The organism is Rhodopseudomonas palustris HaA2 (genome assembly GCF_000013365.1).
In the GTDB taxonomy this organism is placed as follows: Bacteria; Pseudomonadota; Alphaproteobacteria; order Rhizobiales; family Xanthobacteraceae; genus Rhodopseudomonas; species Rhodopseudomonas palustris_J.
Genome location: NC_007778.1, coordinates 3594312 through 3619118, shown reverse-complemented (window position 1 = coordinate 3619118; position 24807 = coordinate 3594312). Strand labels below are relative to the sequence as shown.

The 24807-nt window shown below is 66.3% G+C and carries 21 protein-coding genes; 9 read left to right on the top strand and 12 right to left on the bottom strand.

The features are described from left to right. The first annotated feature begins 426 nt into the window (after nt 1–426). Together RPB_RS15940 and RPB_RS15935 are read left to right on the top strand one after the other, a co-directional pair. Nucleotides 427–1071 carry a DUF47 domain-containing protein gene (locus RPB_RS15940; RefSeq protein WP_011442042.1) on the top strand — a complete coding sequence of 215 codons (645 nt, stop codon included), beginning with the start codon at nt 427–429 and terminating at the stop codon, nt 1069–1071. A 14-nt stretch (nt 1072–1085) separates the two neighbouring features. Then, on the top strand, nt 1086–2096 hold the full coding sequence (locus RPB_RS15935; protein ID WP_011442041.1) for an inorganic phosphate transporter: 1011 nt from the start codon (nt 1086–1088) through the stop codon (nt 2094–2096). Between the two features lie 19 nt (nt 2097–2115). Here RPB_RS15935 and sugE read toward each other — a convergent pair whose 3' ends face one another. Beyond that, nucleotides 2116–2430, bottom strand: coding sequence for a quaternary ammonium compound efflux SMR transporter SugE (gene sugE / locus RPB_RS15930; RefSeq protein WP_011442040.1), 315 nt, complete (start codon nt 2428–2430; stop codon nt 2116–2118). Nucleotides 2431–2583: 153 nt separating this feature from the next. Between sugE and RPB_RS15925 the strand changes: the two genes are divergently transcribed. After that, the gene (locus RPB_RS15925) at nt 2584–4209 is read left to right on the top strand and encodes a peptide chain release factor 3 (protein WP_011442039.1); all 1626 of its coding nucleotides are present in this window, start codon (nt 2584–2586) and stop codon (nt 4207–4209) included. Between the two features lie 80 nt (nt 4210–4289). Here RPB_RS15925 and RPB_RS15920 read toward each other — a convergent pair whose 3' ends face one another. Further along, entirely contained in the window at nt 4290–4775 is a 486-nt protein-coding gene (locus tag RPB_RS15920; RefSeq protein ID WP_011442038.1) for a DUF1772 domain-containing protein, read from the bottom strand. 130 nt (nt 4776–4905) lie between these two features. Between RPB_RS15920 and RPB_RS15915 the strand changes: the two genes are divergently transcribed. The 3 genes from RPB_RS15915 (at nt 4906) to RPB_RS15905 (ending at nt 8907) form a co-directional block, all read left to right on the top strand. Next, nucleotides 4906–5616 carry a Spy/CpxP family protein refolding chaperone gene (locus RPB_RS15915; protein ID WP_049824698.1) on the top strand — a complete coding sequence of 237 codons (711 nt, stop codon included), beginning with the start codon at nt 4906–4908 and terminating at the stop codon, nt 5614–5616. A gap of 220 nt (nt 5617–5836) precedes the next feature. Beyond that, nucleotides 5837–7165, top strand: coding sequence for a tetratricopeptide repeat protein (locus tag RPB_RS15910; protein ID WP_011442036.1), 1329 nt, complete (start codon nt 5837–5839; stop codon nt 7163–7165). Nucleotides 7166–7176: 11 nt separating this feature from the next. After that, complete coding sequence (locus tag RPB_RS15905) at nt 7177–8907, top strand: FecR domain-containing protein (RefSeq protein ID WP_011442035.1); 1731 nt, start codon at nt 7177–7179, stop codon at nt 8905–8907. A 25-nt stretch (nt 8908–8932) separates the two neighbouring features. Here RPB_RS15905 and RPB_RS15900 read toward each other — a convergent pair whose 3' ends face one another. Then, nucleotides 8933–9361 (bottom strand): hypothetical protein, encoded by a 429-nt coding sequence (locus tag RPB_RS15900; protein ID WP_011442034.1) that lies wholly within the window; start codon nt 9359–9361, stop codon nt 8933–8935. Nucleotides 9362–9582: 221 nt separating this feature from the next. On the opposite strand from RPB_RS15900, the gene RPB_RS15895 reads away from it, so the two are divergent. Continuing rightward, nucleotides 9583–11862, top strand: coding sequence for a CHASE2 domain-containing protein (locus tag RPB_RS15895; protein ID WP_011442033.1), 2280 nt, complete (start codon nt 9583–9585; stop codon nt 11860–11862). 9 nt (nt 11863–11871) lie between these two features. Here RPB_RS15895 and RPB_RS15890 read toward each other — a convergent pair whose 3' ends face one another. The 3 genes from RPB_RS15890 to RPB_RS15880 form a co-directional block, all read right to left on the bottom strand. Next, nucleotides 11872–13293, bottom strand: coding sequence for a sensor histidine kinase (locus RPB_RS15890; protein ID WP_011442032.1), 1422 nt, complete (start codon nt 13291–13293; stop codon nt 11872–11874). A 167-nt stretch (nt 13294–13460) separates the two neighbouring features. Then, nucleotides 13461–14042 carry a Tll0287-like domain-containing protein gene (locus tag RPB_RS15885; RefSeq protein ID WP_011442031.1) on the bottom strand — a complete coding sequence of 194 codons (582 nt, stop codon included), beginning with the start codon at nt 14040–14042 and terminating at the stop codon, nt 13461–13463. A gap of 75 nt (nt 14043–14117) precedes the next feature. After that, the gene (locus tag RPB_RS15880; protein ID WP_245258243.1) at nt 14118–14936 is read right to left on the bottom strand and encodes a Crp/Fnr family transcriptional regulator; all 819 of its coding nucleotides are present in this window, start codon (nt 14934–14936) and stop codon (nt 14118–14120) included. Nucleotides 14937–15343: 407 nt separating this feature from the next. Between RPB_RS15880 and RPB_RS15875 the strand changes: the two genes are divergently transcribed. Both RPB_RS15875 and RPB_RS15870 read left to right on the top strand, forming a co-directional pair. Continuing rightward, nucleotides 15344–17620: a TonB-dependent receptor family protein gene (locus tag RPB_RS15875; RefSeq protein ID WP_245258242.1), complete on the top strand. Its 2277-nt coding sequence runs from the start codon at nt 15344–15346 to the stop codon at nt 17618–17620. A 23-nt stretch (nt 17621–17643) separates the two neighbouring features. After that, nucleotides 17644–18075, top strand: a complete 432-nt coding sequence (locus RPB_RS15870) for an EF-hand domain-containing protein (protein ID WP_011442028.1) — start codon at nt 17644–17646, stop codon at nt 18073–18075. A gap of 94 nt (nt 18076–18169) precedes the next feature. On the opposite strand, the gene RPB_RS15865 is transcribed toward RPB_RS15870, so the two are convergent. The 6 genes from RPB_RS15865 to nosZ are packed head-to-tail and all read right to left on the bottom strand — an operon-like array spanning nt 18170 to nt 24801. Continuing rightward, on the bottom strand, nt 18170–19204 hold the full coding sequence (locus RPB_RS15865) for an FAD:protein FMN transferase (protein ID WP_011442027.1): 1035 nt from the start codon (nt 19202–19204) through the stop codon (nt 18170–18172). Between the two features lie 12 nt (nt 19205–19216). Next, on the bottom strand, nt 19217–19762 hold the full coding sequence (locus tag RPB_RS15860) for a nitrous oxide reductase accessory protein NosL (protein WP_011442026.1): 546 nt from the start codon (nt 19760–19762) through the stop codon (nt 19217–19219). Then, a complete protein-coding gene (locus RPB_RS15855) occupies nt 19759–20586 on the bottom strand; it encodes an ABC transporter permease subunit (RefSeq protein WP_011442025.1) in 828 nt (275 codons plus the stop codon). Before RPB_RS15855 ends, RPB_RS15860 begins: the two co-directional genes overlap by 4 nt. Then, nucleotides 20583–21488: an ABC transporter ATP-binding protein gene (locus RPB_RS15850; protein WP_011442024.1), complete on the bottom strand. Its 906-nt coding sequence runs from the start codon at nt 21486–21488 to the stop codon at nt 20583–20585. The genes RPB_RS15855 and RPB_RS15850 overlap by 4 nt, the downstream gene beginning before the upstream one ends. After that, nucleotides 21485–22843: a nitrous oxide reductase family maturation protein NosD gene (locus tag RPB_RS15845; protein ID WP_011442023.1), complete on the bottom strand. Its 1359-nt coding sequence runs from the start codon at nt 22841–22843 to the stop codon at nt 21485–21487. Before RPB_RS15845 ends, RPB_RS15850 begins: the two co-directional genes overlap by 4 nt. An 11-nt stretch (nt 22844–22854) precedes the next feature. Continuing rightward, nucleotides 22855–24801 carry a TAT-dependent nitrous-oxide reductase gene (gene nosZ / locus RPB_RS15840; protein WP_011442022.1) on the bottom strand — a complete coding sequence of 649 codons (1947 nt, stop codon included), beginning with the start codon at nt 24799–24801 and terminating at the stop codon, nt 22855–22857. Nucleotides 24802–24807 lie beyond the last annotated feature (6 nt).

The window sequence follows — 24807 nt, the reverse complement described above, 5'->3', positions numbered from 1 at the left end:
GCGGACGGCCGCCGCCGATCTGTTCTCAGCTCGGCTCAACAATGACTGCTAAGTCGCGATAGTCAGGCGAGAACTCGGTCGCCGAGACGGCAGCGATCGTGGCGCGTATCGGCCTCAAAAAATTCCTGTGAGGTGTCGTTGACGGGATCATGTTCTGCCCCCCGATACCGTTGCGGATCGCGTGTTCGGCAGCCGACACGGCTGGACGCCTTCAAGTGATTCGCACCGGGCGCGAACCCGGGCGGCGGGGCGCGGCGTCGCGGTGTCGGCGTCTGCAGGTGGGCGAATGTCGAAAAATTTGCACCCCATCGCCGGGTTGCGCGTCTTGCGAATGGGCGGTTGCCTGCCATCGCCCGAAATGATTTATGACGTTCCTGTGACGCGGGCAGCGCCCGGGCCCCAGTCCCGTCAATCGGATAACTCTAAATGTTGCGCTACTTTCGAGCCCTTCTGCCGAGGGAGGAACGGTTTTTCGACCTGTTCGACCGCCACGCCCAGACGGTCGTCAAGGGGGGCCTGGCGTTGCAGGACATGCTGCGAGGCGGCGACGAGACGCTGGTGCATTGCCAACGCGTCAGCCATTTCGAGGCCGAGGCCGACGGCATCACCCGCGAGGTCCTGACCGCGGTGCGCCGCACCTTCATCACCCCGTTCGACCGCGTCGACATCAAGAACCTGATCACCTCGATGGATGACGCCATCGACCAGATGCAGCAGACCGCCAAGGCGGTGATCCTGTTCGAGGTCCGCGAATTCGAGCCGCCGATGCGCGAGATCGGGACGCTGCTGGTCGAAAGCGCCAATCTGGTCGGCAAGGCGTTGCCGCTGATGAAATCGATCGGCCGGAATCTGCAGATGCTGACGGCGATGACCGAGGAGATCACCAAGCTCGAGGGTCGCGTCGACGATCTGCACGACATCGGCCTGAAGGAGCTGTTCCTCAAGCACCGCGACGCCAACGCCATGGACTTCATCGTCGGCGCCGAAATCTACGACCATCTCGAGAAGGTCGCCGATCGGTTCGACGACGTCGCCAACGAGATCAACAGCATCGTCATCGAGCAAGTCTAGGGCAGGGCCGCATTGTGGATGCTTCGATCGGACTGCCGATTCTGGTCGGATTGATCGCCGTCGCCCTGCTGTTCGACTTTCTGAACGGCCTGCACGACGCCGCCAATTCGATCGCCACCATCGTCTCGACCCGGGTGCTGCGGCCGCAATACGCCGTGTTCTGGGCGGCGTTCTTCAATTTCATCGCCTTCCTGGTGTTCGGCCTGCACGTCGCCAACACCATCGGCACCGGCATCATCGAGCCGAGCGTGATCGACGCTTCGGTGATTTTCGCAGCGCTGGTCGGCGCGATCGTCTGGAACGTCGTCACCTGGGGGCTCGGGATTCCGTCGAGCTCGTCGCACGCGCTGATCGGCGGGCTGCTCGGCGCCGGCCTCGCCAAGGCCGGGCTGTCGGCGGCGCTGTGGAGCGGCTTGTCCAAGGCGCTGCTGGCGATCGTGCTGTCGCCGCTGGTCGGCTTCCTGCTGGCGCTGGTGCTGGTCGCGATCGTGTCCTGGGCCTCGGTGCGCTCGACGCCGTTCGCCGTCGACCGCGCCTTCCGCATCCTGCAATTTGTCTCCGCCTCGCTGTATTCGCTCGGCCATGGCGGCAACGACGCGCAGAAGACGATGGGCATCATCGCGGTGCTTTTGTATTCGCAGGGCTATCTCGGCAGCGAGTTTTCGGTGCCGTTCTGGGTGGTGATTTCGTGCCAGGCGGCGATGGCGCTCGGCACGTTGATGGGCGGCTGGCGGATCGTCCGCACCATGGGCCTGCGGATCACCAAGCTGACGCCGATGCAGGGCTTCTGCGCCGAGACCGGCGGCGCCGCGACGCTGTTCATGGCGACCTTCCTCGGCGTGCCGGTGTCGACCACCCACACCATCACCGGCGCGATCGTCGGCGTCGGCGCGGCGCGGCGGATGTCGGCGGTGCGCTGGAACGTGGCCAGTTCCATCGTCTACGCCTGGGTGATCACGATCCCGGCCGCGGCGATCGTCGCGGCGCTGGCGTATTGGGCGACCCGGCTGCTGCCGGCGATGTGAGCGGGAGCCCGCGCCCGCTTCAGGTCACCACCTTCAGCCCGATGATGCCGGCGACGATCAGGCCGATGCAGGCGAGGCGGGCCACCGTCGCCGGATCGCCGAACAGCACGATGCCGAGCGCCGCGGTGCCGACCGCGCCGATTCCGGTCCAGACCGCGTAGGCGGTGCCGATCGGCAGCGTCTTCAGCGCCAGACCGAGCAGGGCGATGCTGACGATCATCGCGGCGATGGTCAGCACCGAAGGCACCAGGCGGGTGAAACCTTCGGTGTATTTCAGGCCGATCGCCCAGCCCACTTCCATCAACCCGGCGACGACCAGTAACCCCCATGCCATTCGATCCACTCCTGTAGAGATTTCAGATGCTTGGAACCTGTCCCTGCAACCCTATATGAGGCTGTGAAGGCGCTACAGCAATTCCGTACGCCGCTTGATGTTCGAAGCCTTCGCCCTTGATTGCGCCGGCTTTCTTTGTCACAGCCTCAGCCCATGTCCGACATTGCCATTTCGACCGACGCGCCGTCCCAGCCCCCGTCTTCGCTCGCGCATGAAGTTGCGCGGCGGCGCACCTTTGCGATCATCTCGCACCCCGACGCCGGCAAGACCACGCTGACAGAAAAGCTGCTGCTGTTCGGCGGCGCGATCAATCTCGCCGGGCAGGTCAAGGCCAAGGGCGAGCGCCGCACCACCCGTTCGGACTGGATGAAGATCGAGCGCGACCGCGGCATCTCGGTGGTCACCTCGGTGATGACCTTCGAGTTCGAGGGACTGGTGTTCAACCTGCTCGACACGCCGGGCCACGAGGACTTCTCGGAGGACACCTACCGGACGCTGACCGCGGTCGATTCCGCCGTGATGGTGATCGACGCCGCCAAGGGCATCGAGGCGCGGACGCGCAAGCTGTTCGAGGTCTGCCGGCTGCGCGACATCCCGATCATCACCTTCATCAACAAGATGGACCGCGAGAGCCGCGACACGTTCGACATCCTGGACGAGATCGAGAAGACGCTGGCGCTCGACACCACGCCGATGACCTGGCCGGTCGGCCGTGGCCGCGACTTCCTCGGCACCTACGACGTGCTCACCGGCGGCGTGCGTCTCTTGGAAGGCGGCGGCGCCAAGACCGGCGCGGCCGAGCAGATCGCCATCGAGGATCTCGGCAAGCGCAACCCCAATCTCGATGTCGCTGCGGTGAAGGAAGAGCTGGAACTCGCCACCGAAGCCTGCAAGCCGTTCGACCTCGAGGCGTTTCGCGAGGGCCATCTGACGCCGGTGTATTTCGGCTCGGCGCTGCGCAATTTCGGCGTCGGCGATCTGCTGCAAGGGCTCGGCCGCTACGCGCCGCCGCCGCGCGCGCAGGACTCGAACCTGCGCAAGGTCGAGGCCGACGAGCCGAAGATGAGCGCCTTCGTCTTCAAGATCCAGGCGAACATGGATCCGAACCACCGCGATCGCATCGCCTTCGCAAGGCTTTGCTCCGGCAAGCTGACCCGCGGCATGAAGGCCAAGCTGGTCCGCACCGGCAAGAACATGAGCCTGTCGGCGCCGCAATTCTTCTTCGCGCAGGATCGCTCGGTGGCGGACGAAGCCTTCGCCGGCGACGTCGTCGGCATTCCCAATCACGGCACGCTGCGGATCGGCGACACGCTGACCGAGGGCGAGGACGTCACCTTCGTCGGCGTGCCGTCGTTCGCGCCGGAAATCGTCCGCCGCGTCCGGCTCGGCGACGCGATGAAGGCGAAGAAGCTGAAAGAGGCGCTGCAGCAGATGTCCGAAGAGGGCGTCGTGCAGGTGTTCCGCCCGCGCGACGGCGCCCCCGCTCTGGTCGGCGTCGTCGGCCCGCTGCAGCTCGACGTGCTGAAGGCGCGGCTCGACGCCGAATATCAGCTCCCGGTCGATTTCGAAGTCTCCGAATTCCAGCTCGCGCGCTGGATCTCGGCCGAGGACCGCAAAAAGCTCGACACCTTCATCACCACCAACAATTCCTCGATCGCCGACGACGTCGACGGCGACCCGGTGTATCTCGCCAAAAACGAGTTCTATCTCGGCTACACCCGCGACCGCGCCGAAGGCATCGTGTTCTCCGAGATCAAGGACGTGAAGAAGGTGGCGTGAGGCGCTGGGCTCGTGGCCTCCGCTCTGAATACTGGGGCGCCCGTTCGAGCCGGACGATGACCTCTGTCGGCGATGCTCGTTTATCCGACTGATGGTCCCACAATCAACAACCCGCACGCCACCGTCGACGCCACCGTTCGCACGTGGTTCCACCACGTCCAATCCCGCACATAAGCAGCCCACAACTCAGCCGCAGCCACACTCTCCGGATCAGCTGCGGCCAGCGTGGTGTTGAGCGGCACGTTGCGGACGATCGTCACGACGAACATGCCGAGCACGTAGATCACGCCGCCGGCGACCATCGCCGTGGCGCCTGGTTCGCTCCAGTGCAGTGCGCCGACCACCGCCAGCGCGGCCGCGGCCAGGGTGGTGCCGAAGAACAGCGGCAGGAAAGGCGAGCGGACGATCTCGGTGTTGATGGCGTTCATCGCGGCGATGCCGGACGCCCTCGGCAGCCGCGCCAGCGCGGTCATCACGAAGGTCGAGAATGCGAAATACACCCCGGCCATCAGGCCGCAGCCGATCGCGCCGAACCACAGCAGGGCTGTGACGAGGGTCTGCGTCATGGCGGGCGTCTCCCATGCTGAAATGCGACGGCTTCATTGCGCCGTCTCACTCTGCCAGACTTTCAACCGAATCGAAGCGCCGATACAGTTGTGGGCCGTGCGGCATCCCGCGCGGACGACGGAGATTGAAATGCCTGGACTCGCATTGCCACGCCGCTGTGTTCCCTTCACCGCCGCGTTCGTCGCGCTGGTGGTCCTCGCGTCGCCGCCCGCAGCCGACGCGCAAGGGCTGGTGCAAGGCGTGGAGCAGGGCGCCCGGGCCGGCAACAAGGCGGCGGGGCCGGTCGGCGGGGTGCTGGGCGGTGCGATCGGCGGTGTGGTCGGGGTGGTCGGCGGGGTGCTGACCGGCGTCACCGGCGGCAACACCGCGCGCGGGCCGGTCGGGGCGAAGCAGCAGACCGGGGAGCCGCAGAAATCCGCCAAGCAGACGCGCAAGGAGGCGCGGGACGCCAAGGCCGGCAAGGGCAAGGCGGCGCCGGCGGAACTGACCCCCGAACAGATCGTCGCCAATTCCGACGCCAATATCGAGCGCATCAAAAGCGAACTGAAACTGACACCGGAGCAGGAGAAGCACTGGGGTCAGTTCTCCAGCGCGATGCACTATCTCGGCCAGCACGGCGCCGAACGGCTGACCCTGCGCAAGGCGCGCGCGCAGCGCGATCCGCCCGACGACATCGTCGAGCAGATGCGCAACGAGGCGCAGTTCCTGTACGACCGCGGCGCCGACCAGCGCGCCGTCGCCGACGCCGCCGAGCCGCTGTTCGCGACGCTCGACGACAAGCAGAAAGCGATCTTCGTCACAGAAATGGTCCGGCTCAGTACCGAACGCGGTCTCGACTGAGCCGGCGCGCTTGCCCAATCTCGCAGCGTTTTGTGTGATCTCGTTCAATTTCAGGACATTTCAGCGCCCCCGGCGTGACACAAAAGTCACGACGGGGGGCAAACGCGGTCCGTTCGCGCAAAAAATGGTACCGCTGGCCGAACGTTGCCCGCAAACTCCCGACCAATTGACTTGAACGATCGAACAATCGGTTTCGAGACTATTGATTTCGGAGTGCAGTGTGACGTTTCGGGCAATCATCTTCGGCTCGCTGGCGGCGATCGGCGTCGCCGTGTCGGGCGCCGCGGCGCAGCAAAGCGGGCCGGTTCCGGTCTCCGCCACGCAGCCGGACTACGACGCGCTGTTCGCGCAGATGTATCAGCGGCCGGCCGATCTCGACGTCAGCTTCAAATTCGCGCGTGAGGCGGTGGAGCGCGGCGACTACGAGGCGGCGATCGGCGCGCTGGAGCGGATGCTGTTCTTCAATCCGGATCTGCCGCGGGTGAAGCTCGAACTCGGCGTGTTGTACTTCAAGCTCGCCTCCTACGAGATCGCGCGCGGCTATCTGATCGACGCGATCAAGGGCAGCAACGCGCCCGACGACATCCGCGCGCAGGTGATGGCCTATCTCGCCGAGATCGATCGACGGCTGGCGACATACGAATACAGCGTGTTCATGCACGCCGGCATGCGCTATCAGACCAACGCCAATATCGGCCCGAACGGCCAGCAGGTGCGCGCCCTCGGACAGGACGCCATTCTCGATCCGCGCTTCGGCAAAAAGCCGGACTGGAGCACGTTCCAGACCGTCGCGGCGAGCTACGCCTACAAGCTCAATCTGCGCGGCGACGCGATCGAGACCACGTTCCTCGGCCTGAATTCCCGGCAGATGACGCTGAGCCAGTTCAATCTCGGCTTCGTCGAGATCACCGCCGGCCATCGCGTCGGTCTCGGCCAGAATTCGTCTTTCAAATATTACGGCATCGGCGACAAGGTCTGGCTCGGCAATTACAGCTACTTCAACGCGCTCGGCGGCGGCCTGTCGGCCCGCACCCAGCTCGGCAGCCTCGGCCTGGTCGAGGGCTATGTCGAGACGCGACACCGCCGCTTCAGCGACTCGACTTATTTTCCCACCGCCAGCGACCAGACCGGCGACCTGCTGACCGCGGCGGTGCTGACCGACTTCCGCTGGGGCGGGGTGCACTGGACCACGCGCGCCGGTTTCGACAGCAACAAGGCCATCGCCGATTACAACAGCTACAAGCGCTATTCGATCGACGTCGCGTTGCCGATCGAATTCGTCGCGACGGTGTTCGGCGCGCAGCGCGCCTTCGTGTTCGCGCCGACGGCGGGGTTCAGCCAGGCCAATTACGAAGCGCCGAATTTCATCGTCGATCCGGTGATCGTCCGGCGCGATCAGGAATATCGCTACGGCGCGATCTTCGATGCGCAACTCGTCGACAATATCGGGCTGCGCACCCAGGTGAGCTACACCAAGATCGACTCCAACCTGCCCAACTACCGCACCAACAATCTGTCGGCCTCGATCGGCCCGACGCTGCGCTTCTGAGGAGATCGGCGATGCGACGGCATTCGGGACGACGGATCGGGCAGGGGATGGCGGCGGCGCTGGCCGCGGCGCTGCTCTCCGGCAGCGCGCTTGCGCGGGAGGTCGGCAAGGCGTCGGCGGTCAATCCGAACGCCACCGCCAACATGCGCACCATCACCATCGGCGCGTCGATCACCCACAAGGAACGGATCCAGACCACCTCGGCCGGCTCGGTGCAGCTGTTGTTCATCGACAAGACGTCGATGACGATCGGCCCGAACAGCGATCTGACCATCGACGAATACGTCTATGACCCGAATGCCGGCAGCGGCAAGCTGGCAGCGACGCTCGGCAAGGGCGCGCTGCGCTTCGTCGGCGGCCAGATCAGCCACACCGGCGACGCCGAGATCAAGACCGCCTCGGCGACCGTCGGCATCCGCGGCGGTGTGGCGCTGATCGGCACCAACCACGTCTATGCCGGCTACGGCACCTCGACGGTCCGCTCCGGCGGATCGAGCGTGACGCTCGGGGCCGGCGAATACACCTCGATGCAGGGCGGCCAGCCGCCGTCGCCGCCTGGCCCGCCGCCGCCGAATTTCGTGCTGAGCCAGATCCAGATGTTCCAGAGCGGCAGTGGTCAGTCCGGCGGCGTCGCGCGCGGCGCGGCCTCGCCGGGCAACGTTCAGCGCGCCTCCAACCGCGCCACCGGCACGCAGGGTGGGTCCGTCGTCGGCTCTCTGACACCAGCGCCGCCGCCGCCGGCGACTCCGCCGATCAACCAGGTCGCGTCGACGCTGAACCAGACGATCCAGACCTCGACCCAAGAGGCGGCGGTGAGGCAGACCGAACGGGACTACGCCGGCGCGCGCCCCACACTGACGCTGTCCGGCTTCCTCGGTGGCCTGATGCACAGCGTGCTGACCAGCTACAGCAGCTATTCCACGTCGGGCTCGACCGGCATCGCGACCGGCGAAGCGACCATCGCGCTCGATGGCAACGGCAACCGGTTGCACGCGCAATTCTCCGGCGAGGTGACGCCCGGTCCGAACACGGCGTATCTGCCGACGACGTTCAACTATCAGTACGGTTCGGTCGGCGCCAATTCCGACGAGCAGAGCGCCTATGGCGATTACAGCAATTTCGGCGCCGGGCCGGCACGAGACGCCAACGGTCAACCGATATCGACGATCAACAATGCGCCGATCATCAATCAGACCGGCGCGATGATCACGGTGAACCGCGAGCAGGCGCGGCAAATCGCGCCCAATTACGGCTCCGCGACCGTCACGATCTGCGACTGCGACTACACCAGGTGGGGTCTCTGGACGAGCCAGAGCACGCAGTATTCCTATTACGACTCGTTGGTGGGATTCTGGGTCGCCGGCCGGCCGACCACGGCCGGGGAGGTTCCGCTGACCGGTCAGGCGACCTATGCGGGCCATGTGGTCGCGGCGATCGAAAACCAGAGCGCCACCTATATCGCCACCGGCAATTTCCAGAACACGGTGAACTTCGGCAACCGTACCGGCGCGGTCACCGTCACCGGGCTCGACAGCACCAACTACGCCGGCCAGGTGCAGTTCATGCAGGATCCGCGCTACTTCGCCGGTTCGCTCGCCGGAGACGCCGGCGCGCGGCAGATGGCGCTGACCGGAAGCTTCTTCCGCGGCGTGTCGAGTCCGGTCGGCGAAATGGGCGGCAGCGTGGCCATCACCGGCACCAACTATCTCGGCGGCGGCATCTTCGCCGCGCAAATGAAATAAGCGCCTCGTCGTCCATGCCGCCGGCTCAGAAGCGATGCGCCGGCGGGCTGGCATGATTGGACACCGCCGCAGCCTTCTGCGGGGCGAGGCCGGTGCTCGGCGGAACGTAGCGCGCCGTGGCGGTTGCTTCGGTATTGGTCGCGGGATCGATCAGTTCGACCGAGACCGTCAATTTGTCATACGATGGCGTAACCGCGCGGATCATTGCGGGGCGATCGCCGATCACGCGCCGCGCGGCGACGGTGGAGGCGGCGGCGCAGCCCTCCGCCGTCCGATGATCGCTGGCGGCCAGCGCGTGCACGCCGGCGATCGCCGCCTCGTTGGCGATCTGTTGCAGCGGGGGATGGCCCTTGGCCACCGTCATTCCCGCGTAGATCGCAACGGCGGCGACCGGCAGCGCCAGCAAGGCCACCAGAGGGCCGACGCGCCCCGCGTGCGTGTCCATCCGTGCCATCGCCTTGCTCCTTCGCCTCGGTTGCCCGGCCGCGCCGGGACACGGCGGGCCAGCGGTGAAAGCAGTGGCCAGACCCGGCGGATGTTCCTATCATCGCGGCGTTCACCGCCGCGGGCAGGATGCATCCGGTCCGCCATCGAACCGACAACGTTCGGCCTCATGCGCCAGTTCCATCGTCGAGATTTATCGCCTTGCTGCGGCGCAACGCGCGGGCTTACACCGTGCGCCGGCTGAGCCGCGATGCGCATCCGTTTCTGACCCGCGCCGCGCCGGTCTGGGTCCGGTTGCGACGGCTGACGCGTAGCAAGTCGGCGCGCGCGGTTGCAGCGGCGCTGCTGACGCTGATCGCGCTGACGGCGCTGCGCACTTACGATCCGCGGCTGGTCCATGAAACCAAGGAACGCGCCTTCGACGCGTATCAGCGATTGTCACCGCGGCCGCACGCCGATCTTCCGGTGCGGATCGTCGATATCGACGAGGCGTCGCTCGCCGCCTATGGGCAGTGGCCGTGGCCGCGCACCCGGCTGGCGGCGCTGACCAAACGGCTGGGTGAACTCGGCGTCGGCGTCGTGGCCTACGACATCATCTTCTCGGAGCCCGACCGCACCACGCCGGGCCGCCTCGCCAGCGAACTCGGCGATGCCGATCTGCCGGATCGCGATCTCACCGTCGCGCTGCTGAAGAGCCTGCCGGATCACGATCAGAGCTTGGCGCAGGCGATGCAGAAGACGCCGACCGTGCTCGGTTTCGCCGCCATCCAGCGTGCCAACGCGACACGGCCGTCGGTGAAAGCGGGGCTCGCCGTCGTCGGCGTCCAACCCGCCTTCGTGCTGCCGCCGTTCCGCGGCGCCGTCTCCAATCTGCCGGTGCTCGACGAGGCTGCGGCGGGAATCGGCGCGATCAATCTGTCGGCGCGCGACCGATCCGGCGTGGTTCGCCGGCTGCCGATGCTGATGTCGGACGGCGCGCGGGTGTATCCGAGCCTGGCGATCGAGGCGCTGCGCGTCGCGCAGAACCAGAAGGGCATCGTGGTGCGCGGCACCGGCGCCAGCGGCGAGGCCGACACCGGGCACGCCGCGCTGCTGGATATGCGGGTCGGCCAGTTCAAGCTGCCGCTGACGCCCGACGGCGAGGCCTGGCTGTATTTCAACCGCGACCGCCGGGATCGATACGTTTCGGTGAAGGACGTGCTCGACCCGGCCAAGGACGCCGAGATGCGCGACAAGCTGGAGGGCATGATCGCGCTGGTCGGCACCTCCGCCGCGGGGCTGCTCGATGCCCGCGCCACGCCGCTCGGCCAGGTGATGCCGGGCGTCGCGATCCAGGCCCAGATGATCGAGCAGATCATCGCTCAGGACTTCATCGAGCGGCCGGACTGGGCCGACGGCTTCGAGATCGTGCTGACGCTGCTGCTGGGCTCGCTGGTCGCGGCGCTGCTGCTGGTCGCCGGCGCCCGGTTCTCGCTGATCGCCTGCGGCGTGGTGTTTCTCGGCGCGATCGGCGGATCGTGGATCGCGTTCTCGCATTTCCGCCTGCTGATCGACCCGGTGTATCCATCGCTGGCGACGCTGCTGACCTATGTCGCCGTCGAGCGCGTGCTGCACATGGCCTCCGACCGCGAGAAGAGATTCGCGCGCCAGGCGTTCGGCCAGTATCTCGCGCCGGAATTGCTGGCGAAGCTCGAGCAGTCGCCCGACGGAATGCGGCTCGGCGGCGAGACCCGCGATCTCAGCGTGATGTTCATGGACGTGCGCGGTTTCACCCCGATCTCGGAGACGCTGAGCGCGACCGAATTGGTGGATTTCATCAACACGCTGCTGTCGCCGCTGTCCGACGCGATCCAGGACGAACTCGGCACGATCGACAAATACATCGGCGACTCGATCATGGCGTTCTGGAACGCCCCGGTCGACGTGCCGGATCACGCCGCGCGCGCCTGTCGCGCCGCGCTGAAGATGCGCGCGGTGGTCGAGCAGCTCAACGACGCCGACGCCTTCGGCTTCGCGGCGCGCGGCATTGACGATCCGGTGGTGCGGATCGGTGTCGGCATCAACACCGGCGCGGCCTGCGTCGGCAACATGGGCTCGGCCAAGCGCTTCAACTACTCGGCGATGGGCGATGTGGTGAACGTCGCGGCCCGGATCGAGAGCGCGTCGAAGAGCTTCGGCACCGATTTGCTGGTGTCCGAAGACGTCGCCCGCGCCGCGCCGCGAATTGCGCTGCTCGAGGCCGGCGAGATCATGCTGAAGGGCAAGTCGAAGCCGACCCGGCTCTTCGCGCTTGCGGGCGACGAGGAGGCCGCGGCGACGCCGGAGTTCGCCGAGTTGCAGCGGTGCCATCGCGCGCTGTTGGACGCGCTAGCGGCCGACGATGCGCGGGCCGCAGCCGAGGCCCTGGCGAACTGCCGGACTGCTGCGCCGCCGGCACTCGCCGGACTGTACGATCATTTCGCCGAGCGGGTGGGAGCGATCGGCGGGATGCAGAAGCAGGGCGTCGGATAGGCGCGCCGCTCACAACACCGAGACGGCGGCGGGGCGGGGCTCGTGTGCGCCGGGATCGGCGCAGGGCAAAGTGAAACGGAACATCGTGCCGCCGGCTGGGGCGGGCTCGGCGTTGATCGAGCCGCCATGAGCCTGGATGATGGTCTGCGAGATCGACAGGCCGATCCCCATGCCTTCCGCTTTGGTGGTCTCGAACGGCTGGAACATCCGGTCGGCGATCTGCGGATCGAGACCCGGACCGGAATCGGCGACCACGACCTCGATCATGCCGTCCTCGACGGCCCGGCTGGTGATGGAGAGCAGCCGTTCCGGGAGTTCGTGCATCGCCTCGAAGGCGTTGCGGAACAGGTTGAGGAAGACCTGCTGCACCTGCACCTTGTCGACCAGCACGCGATCGACCGCGGGATCGAGCGTCAGCGCGACGTCGACCGGGCGGTCGCGCGTGACCACGGAGGCGAGCGCCAGCGCGTCCTCGGCGATCGCGCGCAGGCTCTCGACCGTCTTGTCGGTCTCGCCGCGGCCGACGAATTCGCGCAGTCGCTGGATCACCGCACCGGCGCGCAGCGTCTGCTGCGCGGCCTTGTCGAGCGCGGCGCCGATCTTCGCCTTGTCGGGATGGCTGCTGGCCTCGACCAGCCGGCGCGAGCCCTGCACGTAGTTGGTGATCGCGCCGAGCGGCTGGTTGAGCTCGTGCGCCAGCGCGCTCGACATCTCGCCCATGGTGCTGAGCCGCGCCACGCGCATCAATTCGGCCTGCAGGCTCTGCAGCCGCTGGTCCGCCTCCTGCTGCCGCGCCGCGGCGCGCTGGTGCTCGAGCAGAAATGCGGCGATCGCGGCGCTGGCGACGGCGAGGATCAGCAGGCAGGCGGTGATCAGCGCCGCCGCGAGGCTCTCGTGATCGTGCCGCGACATGCGCTCCGTCAGCAGGGCTTGTTCGACACGGGTGAGGGCGCTCAGGCTGGCTTCGACGCGTTCGGTCAGCCGGTCGGTGCGGGCCTGCTCGAGAATGTCGAGGGCCTCGCGCACACGCTCCGGCCCCAGTTCGATGACCCGCCCGAGCTGGGCCGTCCGCATGTCGATCAACTGGCGGAGATCGTCGACCCGGGCGACATGTTCGGGGTTGTCGGTGACGATCGAGCGCAGGCTGTCGAGCCGCGATGCCAGTGTGTCCCGCGTATGGTTGTAATTCTCGCGGTAGCTGTCGATGCCGGTGAGCAGATAGCCGCGCTCGTTGGTCTCGGCTTCCAGCACTTCGCGCTGGATGCCTGAAATCGCCAGCAGGGCGTCGTTGGTGTGCTGCACCCAGGAGAAGCTGTCGCGCAGCCGCATCAGATTCAGGATCAACGCACCGGCGATGACGATGAACAGCAGCAGGGTGGCGCCGAGCAGCCATGGCGCGAGAGTTGAATTTGAGAATCGTTTGCGGGTCATCGGCACTGTTGTGAGCTGGGCTGGCCACCCTAGAGCGCGCGCGCGCCGAGCTCAATTGGAACCGCCGCGGTGACAGCCATCCGCGGCGGAAGCGGGAGGGGCCCGCTCGCGTGGCGTCGCCAGTGGCGAAAGCGACGCGTTTGCAGAGATCAGTGGCGTCAGTGGCGTTACAGCGGTTTGCTGAGCGTGAAGGCGCCGCGCATGTCGCCAGGCTTGAAGCCGGTGGCCTGATCGGCCGGGTAGAGTGCGCGGATTTTCGCGGCGACGTCCGGCTTGATGGCGCCGCCGTGGCAGCCGAGACAAAGTTCGCCGGTCGGGATCGCCTGAACGTAACGGAAGTTGCGTCGGCCGTTGTTCTCGACGATTTCGGCATGGCGAAGCGAGGCGACCGGCTCGCCGGCGGCGATGCGGCCGACGAACTCCGACATCGCCTTGCGCTCGAAATCGTCCGGCGCCGCCGCCGCATTGCGCGGCTTCAGGCTGGTGCGGGAAATCTGCCATCCGCTCTGGCGCGACGCCTGCTCGGCAATGCCCGGCGCTTCCTTGTTGCAGAACGCCACCGCCTCGACCGGCCCCGAACTCTCGATCGAACCCTTGAGCGCGTTGAGCAACGATCCGCCGAAGTCCTTGATCAAGGCTTGCGCCTGCGCCTCGAGCGCCGCCTTGTCCTCGCCTCGCTCGCGCAGCACGATCGCGGCTACGACGACGGCCGCGGCGAGGATGATCGCGAGGAAGATCTTGGTCGGCATGACGGATCCGCTGTGAGTGAATCAACGATACCACTGGAGCGTTAGGACAGGGGCCGCACAGCGTCTGTGACGAAGTCACCGCTGGCGGCTGTGTCCGCCACCGCGACGCTCGGCCGCAGAGGCGGTGGCGGCGATCTGCTCCAGGCTCGGTCCTGCGATCTCGGCGATCCGCGGCATGTTGAGGATCGTCAGTCGCTGCCGGCCGCTCTTCACCAGGCCCTGCTTCTGCCACGCACTCAGGATGCGGCTGACGGTGAAGTAGGTGAGGCCCGCCATCGAGGCGAGATCGGTGCGCGTGACCGGCGCTTCGATGTGAACTCCGTCCCTGGTTGTGACGCCGGCTTGGACCGACAGCCGGAGCAGGCAGGCGGCGATTCTCTGGGACACGCACTTGCCGGTCATTTCGGTGGCACGTTGCAGCATCTCGTGCGCGCGGTTGCCGACGATCGCGAGGACGTTGTTGGCGATCGCCGGATGCTGATTGGCCATGTCGATGAATGTGCATCCGCGCCAGGCCAGCACGGTGGTGTCCTTGAGGGCCGTCGCTGTCGCGGGATAAGACTGCTGTCGAATCGCGGCCACGCAGCACAGATCGCCGGGCCCCATGATCCTGAGCGTGATCTGCTCGCCTTCGGTATTGATCTGGGTGACCCTGACCAGTCCCTCGACGATCTGGAAGAGAGTCTCCGGAGCGTCGCCCTGATGGAAGAGGGCGTTGCCGGGCTGGATCTGCCGAACGGTCGATGTTCTCAGCAGCAGGGCCGCTTCCGCGTCCGAGAGATGCGAGAACAACGCGCTGTGCGCCACGGCTTCGTGTCGAACACCCATTTCCATTGCAGACCTGTCACTGTTTTCAAGGGCGGACGCTTCCTCCTGTTGCTGACCTATCAGCACGAATGACGCGTTGTATTTTGAAGCCTTCTAAGCGTGGCGCACATAATTGTCACAGTCACCGCCAATCAAACCTATCGCATGCCACGAATGAGAGTTGTTTGCGCGAAAGCAAAAATGGTCGTGCGACGGATCTGTATGGTCGCCCGCGATCGAGAAAGCCCGCTCGCCATCGAGATCAAATCCGAAAAGTCGAACGCATCACCGAGCCTCGCAGGCGTTTTCGTTCTGCGGGCGAGGGCGGCTTTTCATTTTTGAACAGTGGAAACGGCATCGACGCGGGGACACCGAGGCTCCTGCGCGATGATCGAATGGACAGGGGCATTCCGATGAATTTGGTTGCGCAGACGAAGACCGAAACAGCGATGGACGCCAATCGGCGCGCGAGCCGCCGGGGATCGTTGCGGACGATGACCGCCGCCGTGCTGTTGTCGTCGACCAGCCAGGCCTGCCTCGCGCAGTCGGCGACGCCCGGGTCGACGATCACGCTGGAGCCGGTCGTCGTCGAAGCGCCGCGGCAGCCGGTTCGATCGGTCGTCCGTCAGCGCTCGCCGGCTCCGCGTTCGGCGGCGACCGTGATGCCCGCGGCGACTCCCTCGTTGGCGCTGCTTGCGGATGTCGTCCGTCAGCGCTTCGAGATCCTGCCGGGCGGCGTCGCGCTGGTGTCGCGGCAGGACATGGCCAATCGCGGCAATCCGACGCTCGCCAACAGCCTGAGCGGTGTCCCCGGACTGATCGTGCAGAACTTCCTCGGCTCCAACGATCAGCCGCGGATTCAGATGCGCGGCTCCGCCCAGCAAAATCCGGCCGAACGCGGCGTTCTCGTGCTCAGCAACGGGCTGCCGATCAATCGCGCCGACGGCTCCTACATCATCGGCTTCGCCAATGCGCAACAGGCCGAGTCGATCGAGGTGTATCGCGGCTATATGGCCAACCGTCTCGGCGCCACGGTGCTGAGCGGCGCGATCAACTTCGTGTCGCCGACCGGATCGAGCCAGCCGGGCACCCAGATCGGCGTCAGCGGCGGCAGCTTCGGCCAGATCAATAGCAGTGGGCAGGTCGGCGGCAAGAAGGACAATGTCGACGCGTTCATCCAGTTCGACACCAGCCGCCGCGACGGCTATCGCGGCTACAATTCGTCGGAGCGCGTCAGCGTCAACGGCAATGTCGGCGTCGCGCTGTCGGAGAACGTCAAGACCCGCTTCTTCATGGGCTATACCGATCTCGGCTTCGACGTCCCGGGGCCGGTGAACAAGACCACGCTGTACGCCAATCCGAAGCAGGTCAACCCGGGCCCGACGGTGGTCGGAGGCGTTGCTGTCAATCCCGGTCCCAACGCCGTGCGCGACAAGCCGCGGCGCGAGGCCAGCCAGTTCATGGTCGGCAACCGCACCACGGCTGTGTTCGACGCGCATCTGTTCGACGTCGCGATGGGCTACATCTACACCGACGACACGTTCCGCTTCCCGATCTCCTCGGGTGTGCGCACCACGCAGGGCGGCGACTTCACCGGCGTGGCCCGCTACGCCTACAATCCGGCGGCGGCACTGCTGCCGCTGTTCGAGACCACCGCGCAATACACCGTTGGTTCGGCCGATCGCGGCTACTACCTCAACCAGAGCGGCCAGACCGGGGCGCAATTCGGCGCCAACCGGCTGAACGCCCAGACGTTGTCGCTGTACACCGGCGCCAACATTCCGGTCTGGCACCAACTCGTGGTGTCGCCGTCGATCTCCTACGCCTATGCGACGCGGGACAACGACGATGTGTACGGTTCGGCGCGACGGCCGACGATCGCCTACAACCCGGCGAATCCCACGGTGCTGCTGCCGAACGGATCTGTGGCGACGCAAAGCACCAGCTATTCGCGCAACTATTCAGGCTGGAGTCCGAGCCTGGCCTTGAGCTATCGGCCGGACGCGGTGCAGACCTTCTTCATCGCCGGCAGCCACAGCTTCGAGCCGCCGACTCACGACGATCTGATCGCGACGATCAACGGAACGCCGAATTCGAGCCCCGGCCGGCCGACGCCGGGCAACCCGTCGCTAGCGGCGGCGGCGTTCGCGACGCCGAATCTTAGCGCGCAGACGGCGAACACGGTGGAGGGCGGCTGGCGCGGTCGCGCCGATCGCTTCTCCTGGGACGTCGTGACTTACTATTCGTGGGTCGACAACGAGTTGCTCACGCTGCGGGACGTCACCGGCGCGCTGCTGGGGGCGGTCAACGCCGACCGCACGACGCATTTCGGTGTCGAACTCGGGGCCGGAATGAAGTTCACCGATCGGCTGTCCGGTCGCATCGCCTACACCTATCAGGATTTCCGCTTCGTCGACGATCCGAGCCGCGGCAACAACCGGCTGGGCGGTGTGGTGCCGCATCTGATCTATGCGCAATTGCAGTTGCAGGCGACCGACGCCTGGATGGTGCAGGGCGCGGTCCGCTGGAGTCCGGCCGAGGTGGCGGTCGACAACATGAACACGCTGTTCGCCGACCCCTATGCGGTGGTCGACCTGCGCAGCGAGTACCAGATTGACAAGACCTTCCGGGTGTTCGGCGAGATCACCAATCTGTTCGACAAGACCTATGCGGCGACCACCCTGGTGGTCGATCAGGCGACGGCCAGCCAGGCGGCATTCCTGCCGGCCGACGGACGGGGCTTCTACGCGGGTATCAAGGCAAAGTTCTGATCAGCAAGGACATCGAGTTCGACATGAGCATGCGTGCAAGACTGGCGGCGTTGACCGTCGTCACCATTCTCTCCACGGCGGCGGCGGCGGAATCGCCGAGCCTGGAGCACTTTCTGGAACAGTGGGACAATGACGGCGACCGCGCCGTCACCCTGGCGGAGATCCGGCAGGGACGCGAGCAGCGGTTCTTCGCCTTCGACACCGACGCCAACGGCTATATCGATCCGCAGGAGTACGACCGTTTCGACAAGGTGCGCGAGGCGGGCATCGCGCGCTTTGCGCCGGAAGACCAGGACAAAATCCGGCAGGTGGCCAAAGGTCTCACGCGGGCGTGGAACGACACCGACGGCGACGGCCGGGTTTCCCGCGCCGAATTTCTCGACGGCGGCGAAACCTGGCTGAAGGCGCTCGACAAGGACGGCGACGGCCGCGTGACGATCAAGGACCTGTCGTAAGGGAGACCGTCGGCGGCGGCCTTCGCATTGTTCGTCGTCCTGAATGGGCCGATGCCGCCGTGGCGGCCGCGATGATCGCGGAATCGAGGCGTCGTCACGACGCGGAGCGGTGTCCCCTCCGTCCGGACGCCGCCTGGAGGTGGAGCCTCTGACCGGCGAGGTCGAGAATGCGCGCCTCCACGCCATGGGATTGATCGACGATGCGCTGGATCATCGGCAGCGGCATCAGGCTGAAGCCGGTCGACAGCGCGTCCGCTGCGGTCGCCGTCGGCGCGATGACGCTGACCGAATTGTACGAGCGCGGGCTGCGGCCGGTCCGCGGGTCGAGCAAATGGGTGAAGCGGCCCGCCGGATCGAACCGGAAGCCGGCGCCCGCAGACGTCGCCACGGCCCGGTCGGCGATTTCGACGATCTCGCCGGATCGGCCGGGCTGGTCCGGATCGGCGAGGCCGACGCGCCAGGGCGTGCCGTCCGGCCGCCCGCCGAGCGCGCGGACTTCGCCGATATCGACCAGCGTCGTCGACAGCCCCGCATTCCGGAGCAATTCGACGACGCGATCGGTCGCATAACCTTGGGCGATGCCGTTCAGCGTGATCGCGGCGCCGCGCTTGAGCAACACGATGCGGTCGGGCGTGACGCGCAGTCCATCATATCCGACCTTCTCCAGCGCCTGTTCGAGCCATGCCGAGGAGGGGCCTGCGGGATCGGTCCGGTCGGATGAGAAGTGCTGCTGATACAGGCGCCACAACGGCTGCACCGTCGGATCGAACGCGCCGCCGGTCAGATCGGCATAGCCGAGCGAGGCCTGCAGCAGCGTCACCATGTCGGGATCAGGCGCAATCAGCACGCCGCTGCGGTTAAGTTCGCAGATCGCGGAGTCCGGCTGATACAGGCTGAACTGCCGCTCCAGCCGCCGCACTTCGGCGATCGAGCGCTCAACCAGTCGCGCGGCGGCGGCGCGATCCGGATGGTGAATCTCGATCGACACCTGCGCGCCGAGCGCGGCGCCTTGCCAGCGCACCGGCTCGGGCCCTGCTGCCGCGCGTGATCGGCCGGGCCACAGCGATCCTGCGGCAGCCGCGGCGGCGATGGTGATCAAACGACGGCGCGTGAGGGAGCGGGGCATCATCGGCGGTCCTCGTTAGTTGGTGCGCACGCCGGAATCGTCCGGGGTACCTGCGGTGCCGGATGGCTCGCTGCCGAGGACGTAGTCGCCGGGAATCTGGTCGAGCATTACGACCTGTCCGCCGTTGGCGGCGGCGAACCCTTCCGCCGCCGTGCGTTCACCGAACGGCACCGCTTCGGCAGCGCCCATGCCGCCCTGCCTGCGGCTGCCGATCACGAAGAACGCCTCGCGGGCGTCGATCCAGTTGGTCTCGCCCGGTTGCTCCCAGCTCGGCGCGCGGGCCATGTCGGAGACATAGATCGCGCGGATGTCGCGCGGTTGATCCGGCATCAGCGTGAAGGCCACGGTGTCGCGCACCGAGGAGAACCAGAACGGATCGATCCGGCTCGCGGTGATGATCTGGCCCTTGGGCCCGGGATGCTCCATCAGATTCATCCCGCAGAACACGCCCATCGCATCGGCATTCAGCGCGATCGGCAGCGGCGCCGGGGCGCCTGCTTTCGGCTCGCATCCGGTGAGTAGCACGAGGGCGACCAGCGCCGCCGATACACGCAATTTCATAGCTGCCTCCTGGCGAATGCCAGCATCGATAGTCCAAGCGGCAGCGCGATCCACAGCGACAGGCCGAGCAGCAGCGCTCCGAGGCCGGGATTGGTGTTCGCGGCGAGGCCGGCCATGCCGGAAAACTGGCTGACATTGAAGCCGGTCAGGTTGGTGAGGCGATAGAGGTCGGTCGGATTGAGAAACAGCAGCGCGTTCAGCACAGGCCCGGAAATCGTCCGTCCCTGATCGACCACCAGAATGCCGAGCAGCGCCATGTCGAACACCAGCACCATCAGCAGCCAGACGCCGATTGACAATCCCGCCGCGGTGCCGCGGTCGCGGACCAGGCTGGAGATCAGATAGCCGATCGCTACGAACACCGCGCCGAGCATGATCGACGTGCCGAGCATCGCCGCGAAGGCGTACCAGCTCGCCGCCAGCGTCGAGGCGCCCGTCAGCATCAGGGCGACGCCGGCGGCGCCGTAGCCGATCACGGTAGCGAAAGCGAGGATCAGCACGTGGCCGACGAATTTGCCGAGGATCACGTTGCCGCGGCCGACAGGATAGGACAGCAACAGGTTCATCGTGCCGCGCTCCATCTCGCCGACGACGGCGTCGTGCGAGATCAACAGCGCGATCAGCGGCAGCAGGAAGATCGTCAGGCTCGACAGGCTGACCACCACGACGTCGAGCGCGCCGGCGCCGACATTGCCGGTCGGCGCGCTGCCGAGGAAGGTGAGCGACAGCGCCAGCGCCGCCAGCAGCAGCGTCGTCGCCAGCACCCAGCGATTGCGCAGGCCCTCCTGGATTTCCTTGGCCGCGATAATGGCGATGGTCCTCATGCTGCGGTCTCCTGGCTCTGCAGGAAATGCGCGTAGAGTTCGTCCAGCGTCGGCGCTGCGATCTCGATATTGCGGACGTCCGGGTCGGCGGCGGCGGCGCGCAGCAGCGCCATCTTCTGTGCGTCGTCCTGCACCAGCATCACATGGCCGTGTGACGCGGCACCGCGCGGTCCGCTCATCCAGGCCGGCGTCGGCGTCTCCGGCGCGAGATCGATCCCGACGCGGATCGGCAGTCGGGAGATGGTGCGTAGTTCCGTCATTGTGCCCTGTGCGACGAGCCGGCCGCGGTTCATGATCAGCACGTGTTCGGCGCGGTCCTCGAGTTCATTCAGCGCGTGCGAGGAAATCAGCACGGTGGCGCCGTCGTCGCGCAGTTCGTCGAGGATCTCGTAGAAGGTCTGGCGCAGCGCCGGATCGAGCCCGGTGGTGGGTTCGTCGAGCAGCAGCACACGCGGACGGCCGAGCAGGGCCTGCGCCAGACCGAGGCGCTGCCGCATCCCCTTGGAATAGGTGCCGACCTTGCGGTCGGCGGCGGCCGCCAGCCCGACGCGCTCGAACAGCGGCCACGCCGTCGCGGGCTTGATGCTCTTCAGCCTGGCGTAGAACGCCAGGGTTTCGCGCCCGGTCAGCGCGGCGTTGAAGGCGACGTTCTCCGGCAGATAACCGAGCAGCCGGCGGCCGGCGAATTCGCCGGCGGCGGGGTCCTCGCCGAGCACGCGGATGTCGCCGCGATCGGCGCGGATCAGCCCCAGCATCAGCTTGATCAGCGTGGTCTTGCCGGCGCCATTGTGGCCGACTAATGCGCTGAGCCGGCCCGGCGCCAACTCGAACGAGACGTCGCGCAGCGCGCGCACCGCGCGATAGCTCTTCTCGACGTCGCTGATGCAGACGGTCGCGCTCATGGTTGGCTCCGCGACGCCGAGGGTTTCGGCGGCGGCGCGATCAGCGGGCGACTGTCGACCACGCCGCCGGGATACAGCGCCGGAAACTGGCTCTGCGCCCAGCGCAGCACCTGGACCGCGGGGCTGTTGATCAGCACCTTGGCCGATGGCGCGGTCCACAGCACCCGGTCGACCAGATCGTTGGGCCGATAGGCGGTGTCGGCGATGCCGTCGCCGTCGAGATCGAATGCGGGGTTATCGCTCCAGTAATTGCCGCGGCCGCCCTTCGACCAGTCGAGGTCTTGGGTGCCGACATATTTCACCTGGGTGCGGTTGCCGACGAAGGCATTGCCGGTGATCTCGTTACCCTCCGAGCCTGCGGTGAAGTGCACGCCGATGCCGCAGCGCTCGAACCAGTTGTCGCGGAATTTGTTGTGGTTGGCGTTGTAGATGAACACGCATTTGCCGGGGCCTTCGTCGCTCGGCTGCGCTCCGCGCGGCTCCGGCAGCATGCCCTTCTCGTCGTCGGCGGCATCCTCGCGATCGATCAGGCCGCGGCGTGGACCGCCGGTGACGCGGTTGCCCTCGATCGCGGCATAATTGGCGTAGTTGAACAGGAATCCGTGATCGCGGTCGCGCTCCGAGACGTTGCCGCGGATGATCAGCCGATTGGAGAACATGATGGCGTAGCCGACGTGGTTGCCGATCGAGACGTTGCCGGAGATCTCGCTGTCGTTGGTGTACATGTAGTGGACGGCGAAGCGGACACCTTCGAAACGATTGTCGATGAAGCGGTCCTTGCGGCTGGTGATGCTGAAGATGCCATCGCGGCCGTAGCGGAAGATGTTCCCGGCGATGACGACGTCCGGTGCATTCCACACCGAGACGCCGTTGCCGGCCTCGTTGAGCCGGACATTGCGCAGGCCCTCGATGACGTTGCGCTGCACCCGCGATCCGGTCGCGCCATGAACGTAAACTCCGAACAGGTTGCCTTCGAGTCGGTTGTTTTCGACCAGCGCGCGGGCCGCGTCCTTGGTGAGGAAAATGCCCGAGTCCATGGTCTGCAGGTCGCGGCCTGAGCCCTTGATGGTGAGGCCGCGGATGGTGACGTCCGGAACCGTGACCGTGACGACGCTGCCGCTGCCGTTGCCGACGAGGTTCGCCCCGGGCCTGCCGCCGATCACGACGCGTCGATCGATCCGGATCGGGCCGTGATGATCGCCCGGTGCGAGTTCGAGGACGTCGCCCTGCTGCGCACGCTCCAGCGCCGCCTGCAGCGACTGCGTCGGCGCGATGCCGATCGTCTCCGCCAGAACGGGGCCGCAGGCTCCGGCGGCGAACATTGCCGCCGGAAACAGACGCAGCAGGAAAGACACCTCGATGCTCCTCAGGCCGTCTTCGGCTCGACGAACATCCGGCCCTTCATCTCCATGTGCATGGCGTGGCAGAACCAGGAGCAGTAGTACCAATACACCCCGGCCTTGTCGGCCGAGAACGACACCGAGGCCGTGGCTTGCGGCGCCACCTCCATGTTGATGCCGTAGTTGATGATCGAGAAGCCGTGGGTGAGATCCTCGACGGAGTCGATGTTGGTGACGTAGACGGTGACCTGATCGCCTTGCTTGACCTGGAAGTGCTCGAGCCCGAACGACGGCGCTTGCGAGGTCATGTAGACCCGCACGATGTTGCCGTCGCGGATCACCTTGGACTCCTCTTCCAGCTTGATGCCGTCGGCCTTGGCCTGCTTGATCGCGTCGGAGAACATCGGATCGGCGCGGTCCCAGATCGAGATCGGGTTGATCTTGGAACGATGCACGATGGTGGCGTCATGCGGCTCGGCGAAGCTCGGGCCGTCGTGCACCAGCTTCATCTTGTCGCCGGAGATGTCGATGAGCTGGTCGTTCTCCGGCTTCAGCGGCCCGACATTGAGGAACCGATCCTTCGAGAACTTGTTCAGCGAGATCAGCCATTTCCCGTCGGCTTCCTTGGTCTGGCCCATCGAGGTGTGGTTGTGGCCGGGCTGATAGTGGACGTCGAGCTTCTGCAGGATCGGACTGACCTTCTCGCCCTTGAAGGCGCGCTTCGCCAGATCGATGTTCCACTTGCAGATCTGGCTGTCGATGAACAGCGTGGTGTAGGCGTTGCCCTTGCCGTCATAGGCGGTGTGCAACGGGCCGAGGCCGAGCTCCGGCTCCGCCACCACGACGTCGCGCGGCTTGATCTTGTCGTCGAACAACTGATCGAACAGCCGCACGTCCATCACCGTCGCGGTCGGCGACAGCTTGCCGTTGGCGACGATGTGGATGCCGTCGGGTGCGGTGTTCATGCCGTGCGGGCTGTTGGAGATCGGGACGTAGCGGGTGTAGGGCGATCCCTTGCGGCCGTCGAGCACCGGAACGCCGCCCATCTCCTTGAAGTCGCCCTTCTTCACGCCCTCTTCGATCCGCTTGAGATTGAAGATGACGACCCAGTCCTGCTCGCTCGCGGTCATTTCCGCGGCGTTGACGCCTTCCTCAGAATTGTAGCAGGTCGCGAATGCGTATTTGCCCTGATAGTCGGCATCGACGTTGTCGAGATTGCCGTCGACCATCACCTGCCAGGCCACCTTCATGGTGTCGCCGTCGACCGCGGTGAAGATCGCGTGGTATTCCTTCGGCTTGTCGAGGATCTTGCCGTCGTTGACCAGCGGCACGCGGTCCTCGCCGTTGCAGAACACGTAGCCGGTGCGCGGATATTTCTGCACGCGCAGGCCGTGCACGGTGTGCTGGTTCGGCAACTGGATGATCTTGTCGCATTTCATCACGTCGAGCCGGACGCGGGCGACGCGGGTGTTGGCCTTGTCGTTCATGAAGGCGTAGCGGCCGTCATAGGTGCCGTCGGTGAACGACAGATGCGGGTGGTGCAGATCGCCGTTCACATAAGTGCCGCCGCGAGTCTTGAGGAATTCGCGGGTCTCCGGCAGCAGGCCCTCGGTCAAAACTTTGAGGCTTTCGTTGGTCTGGCCCCAGCCGGTGGCGCTGCAGCGGTTGAACACCGGCACGCGCATCAGTTCGCGCATCGAGGGCAGCCCGACGATCCGCAATTCGCCGGTCTGGCCGCTCGAGAAGAACACGTAGTATTCGTCGAGCTCGCCGGGGGCGACCTCGGCCTTGTGGATCGCCGGGCGCGCGGGAAGCGTCGGCGCGGCCTTGGTCTGGGCATCGGCGGTCCCGATCAGCTGATTGCCGTCGGTGGTGAATGCGATGCCACCGGCGAGGCCGACGCCGGCCGCCGCGGCAGTGGTTCCGAGCAAGGTGCGTCGGCTGACGCCGTGATCCTTGGTGTTGTCGGTCATCGTTTG

Excerpts from the sequence above, each read along its gene's own strand:
- RPB_RS15940 (WP_011442042.1), top strand. The coding sequence starts at position 427 with ATGTTGCGCTACTTTCGAGCCCTTCTGCCGAGGGAGGAACGGTTTTTC.
- sugE (WP_011442040.1), bottom strand. The coding sequence starts at position 2,430 with ATGGCATGGGGGTTACTGGTCGTCGCCGGGTTGATGGAAGTGGGCTGG.
- RPB_RS15925 (WP_011442039.1), top strand. The coding sequence starts at position 2,584 with ATGTCCGACATTGCCATTTCGACCGACGCGCCGTCCCAGCCCCCGTCT.
- RPB_RS15920 (WP_011442038.1), bottom strand. The coding sequence starts at position 4,775 with ATGACGCAGACCCTCGTCACAGCCCTGCTGTGGTTCGGCGCGATCGGC.
- RPB_RS15915 (WP_049824698.1), top strand. The coding sequence starts at position 4,906 with ATGCCTGGACTCGCATTGCCACGCCGCTGTGTTCCCTTCACCGCCGCG.
- RPB_RS15905 (WP_011442035.1), top strand. The coding sequence starts at position 7,177 with ATGCGACGGCATTCGGGACGACGGATCGGGCAGGGGATGGCGGCGGCG.
- RPB_RS15900 (WP_011442034.1), bottom strand. The coding sequence starts at position 9,361 with ATGGCACGGATGGACACGCACGCGGGGCGCGTCGGCCCTCTGGTGGCC.
- RPB_RS15890 (WP_011442032.1), bottom strand. The coding sequence starts at position 13,293 with ATGACCCGCAAACGATTCTCAAATTCAACTCTCGCGCCATGGCTGCTC.
- RPB_RS15885 (WP_011442031.1), bottom strand. The coding sequence starts at position 14,042 with ATGCCGACCAAGATCTTCCTCGCGATCATCCTCGCCGCGGCCGTCGTC.
- RPB_RS15875 (WP_245258242.1), top strand. The coding sequence starts at position 15,344 with ATGACCGCCGCCGTGCTGTTGTCGTCGACCAGCCAGGCCTGCCTCGCG.
- RPB_RS15870 (WP_011442028.1), top strand. The coding sequence starts at position 17,644 with ATGAGCATGCGTGCAAGACTGGCGGCGTTGACCGTCGTCACCATTCTC.
- RPB_RS15865 (WP_011442027.1), bottom strand. The coding sequence starts at position 19,204 with ATGATGCCCCGCTCCCTCACGCGCCGTCGTTTGATCACCATCGCCGCC.
- RPB_RS15860 (WP_011442026.1), bottom strand. The coding sequence starts at position 19,762 with ATGAAATTGCGTGTATCGGCGGCGCTGGTCGCCCTCGTGCTACTCACC.
- RPB_RS15855 (WP_011442025.1), bottom strand. The coding sequence starts at position 20,586 with ATGAGGACCATCGCCATTATCGCGGCCAAGGAAATCCAGGAGGGCCTG.
- RPB_RS15850 (WP_011442024.1), bottom strand. The coding sequence starts at position 21,488 with ATGAGCGCGACCGTCTGCATCAGCGACGTCGAGAAGAGCTATCGCGCG.
- nosZ (WP_011442022.1), bottom strand. The coding sequence starts at position 24,801 with ATGACCGACAACACCAAGGATCACGGCGTCAGCCGACGCACCTTGCTC.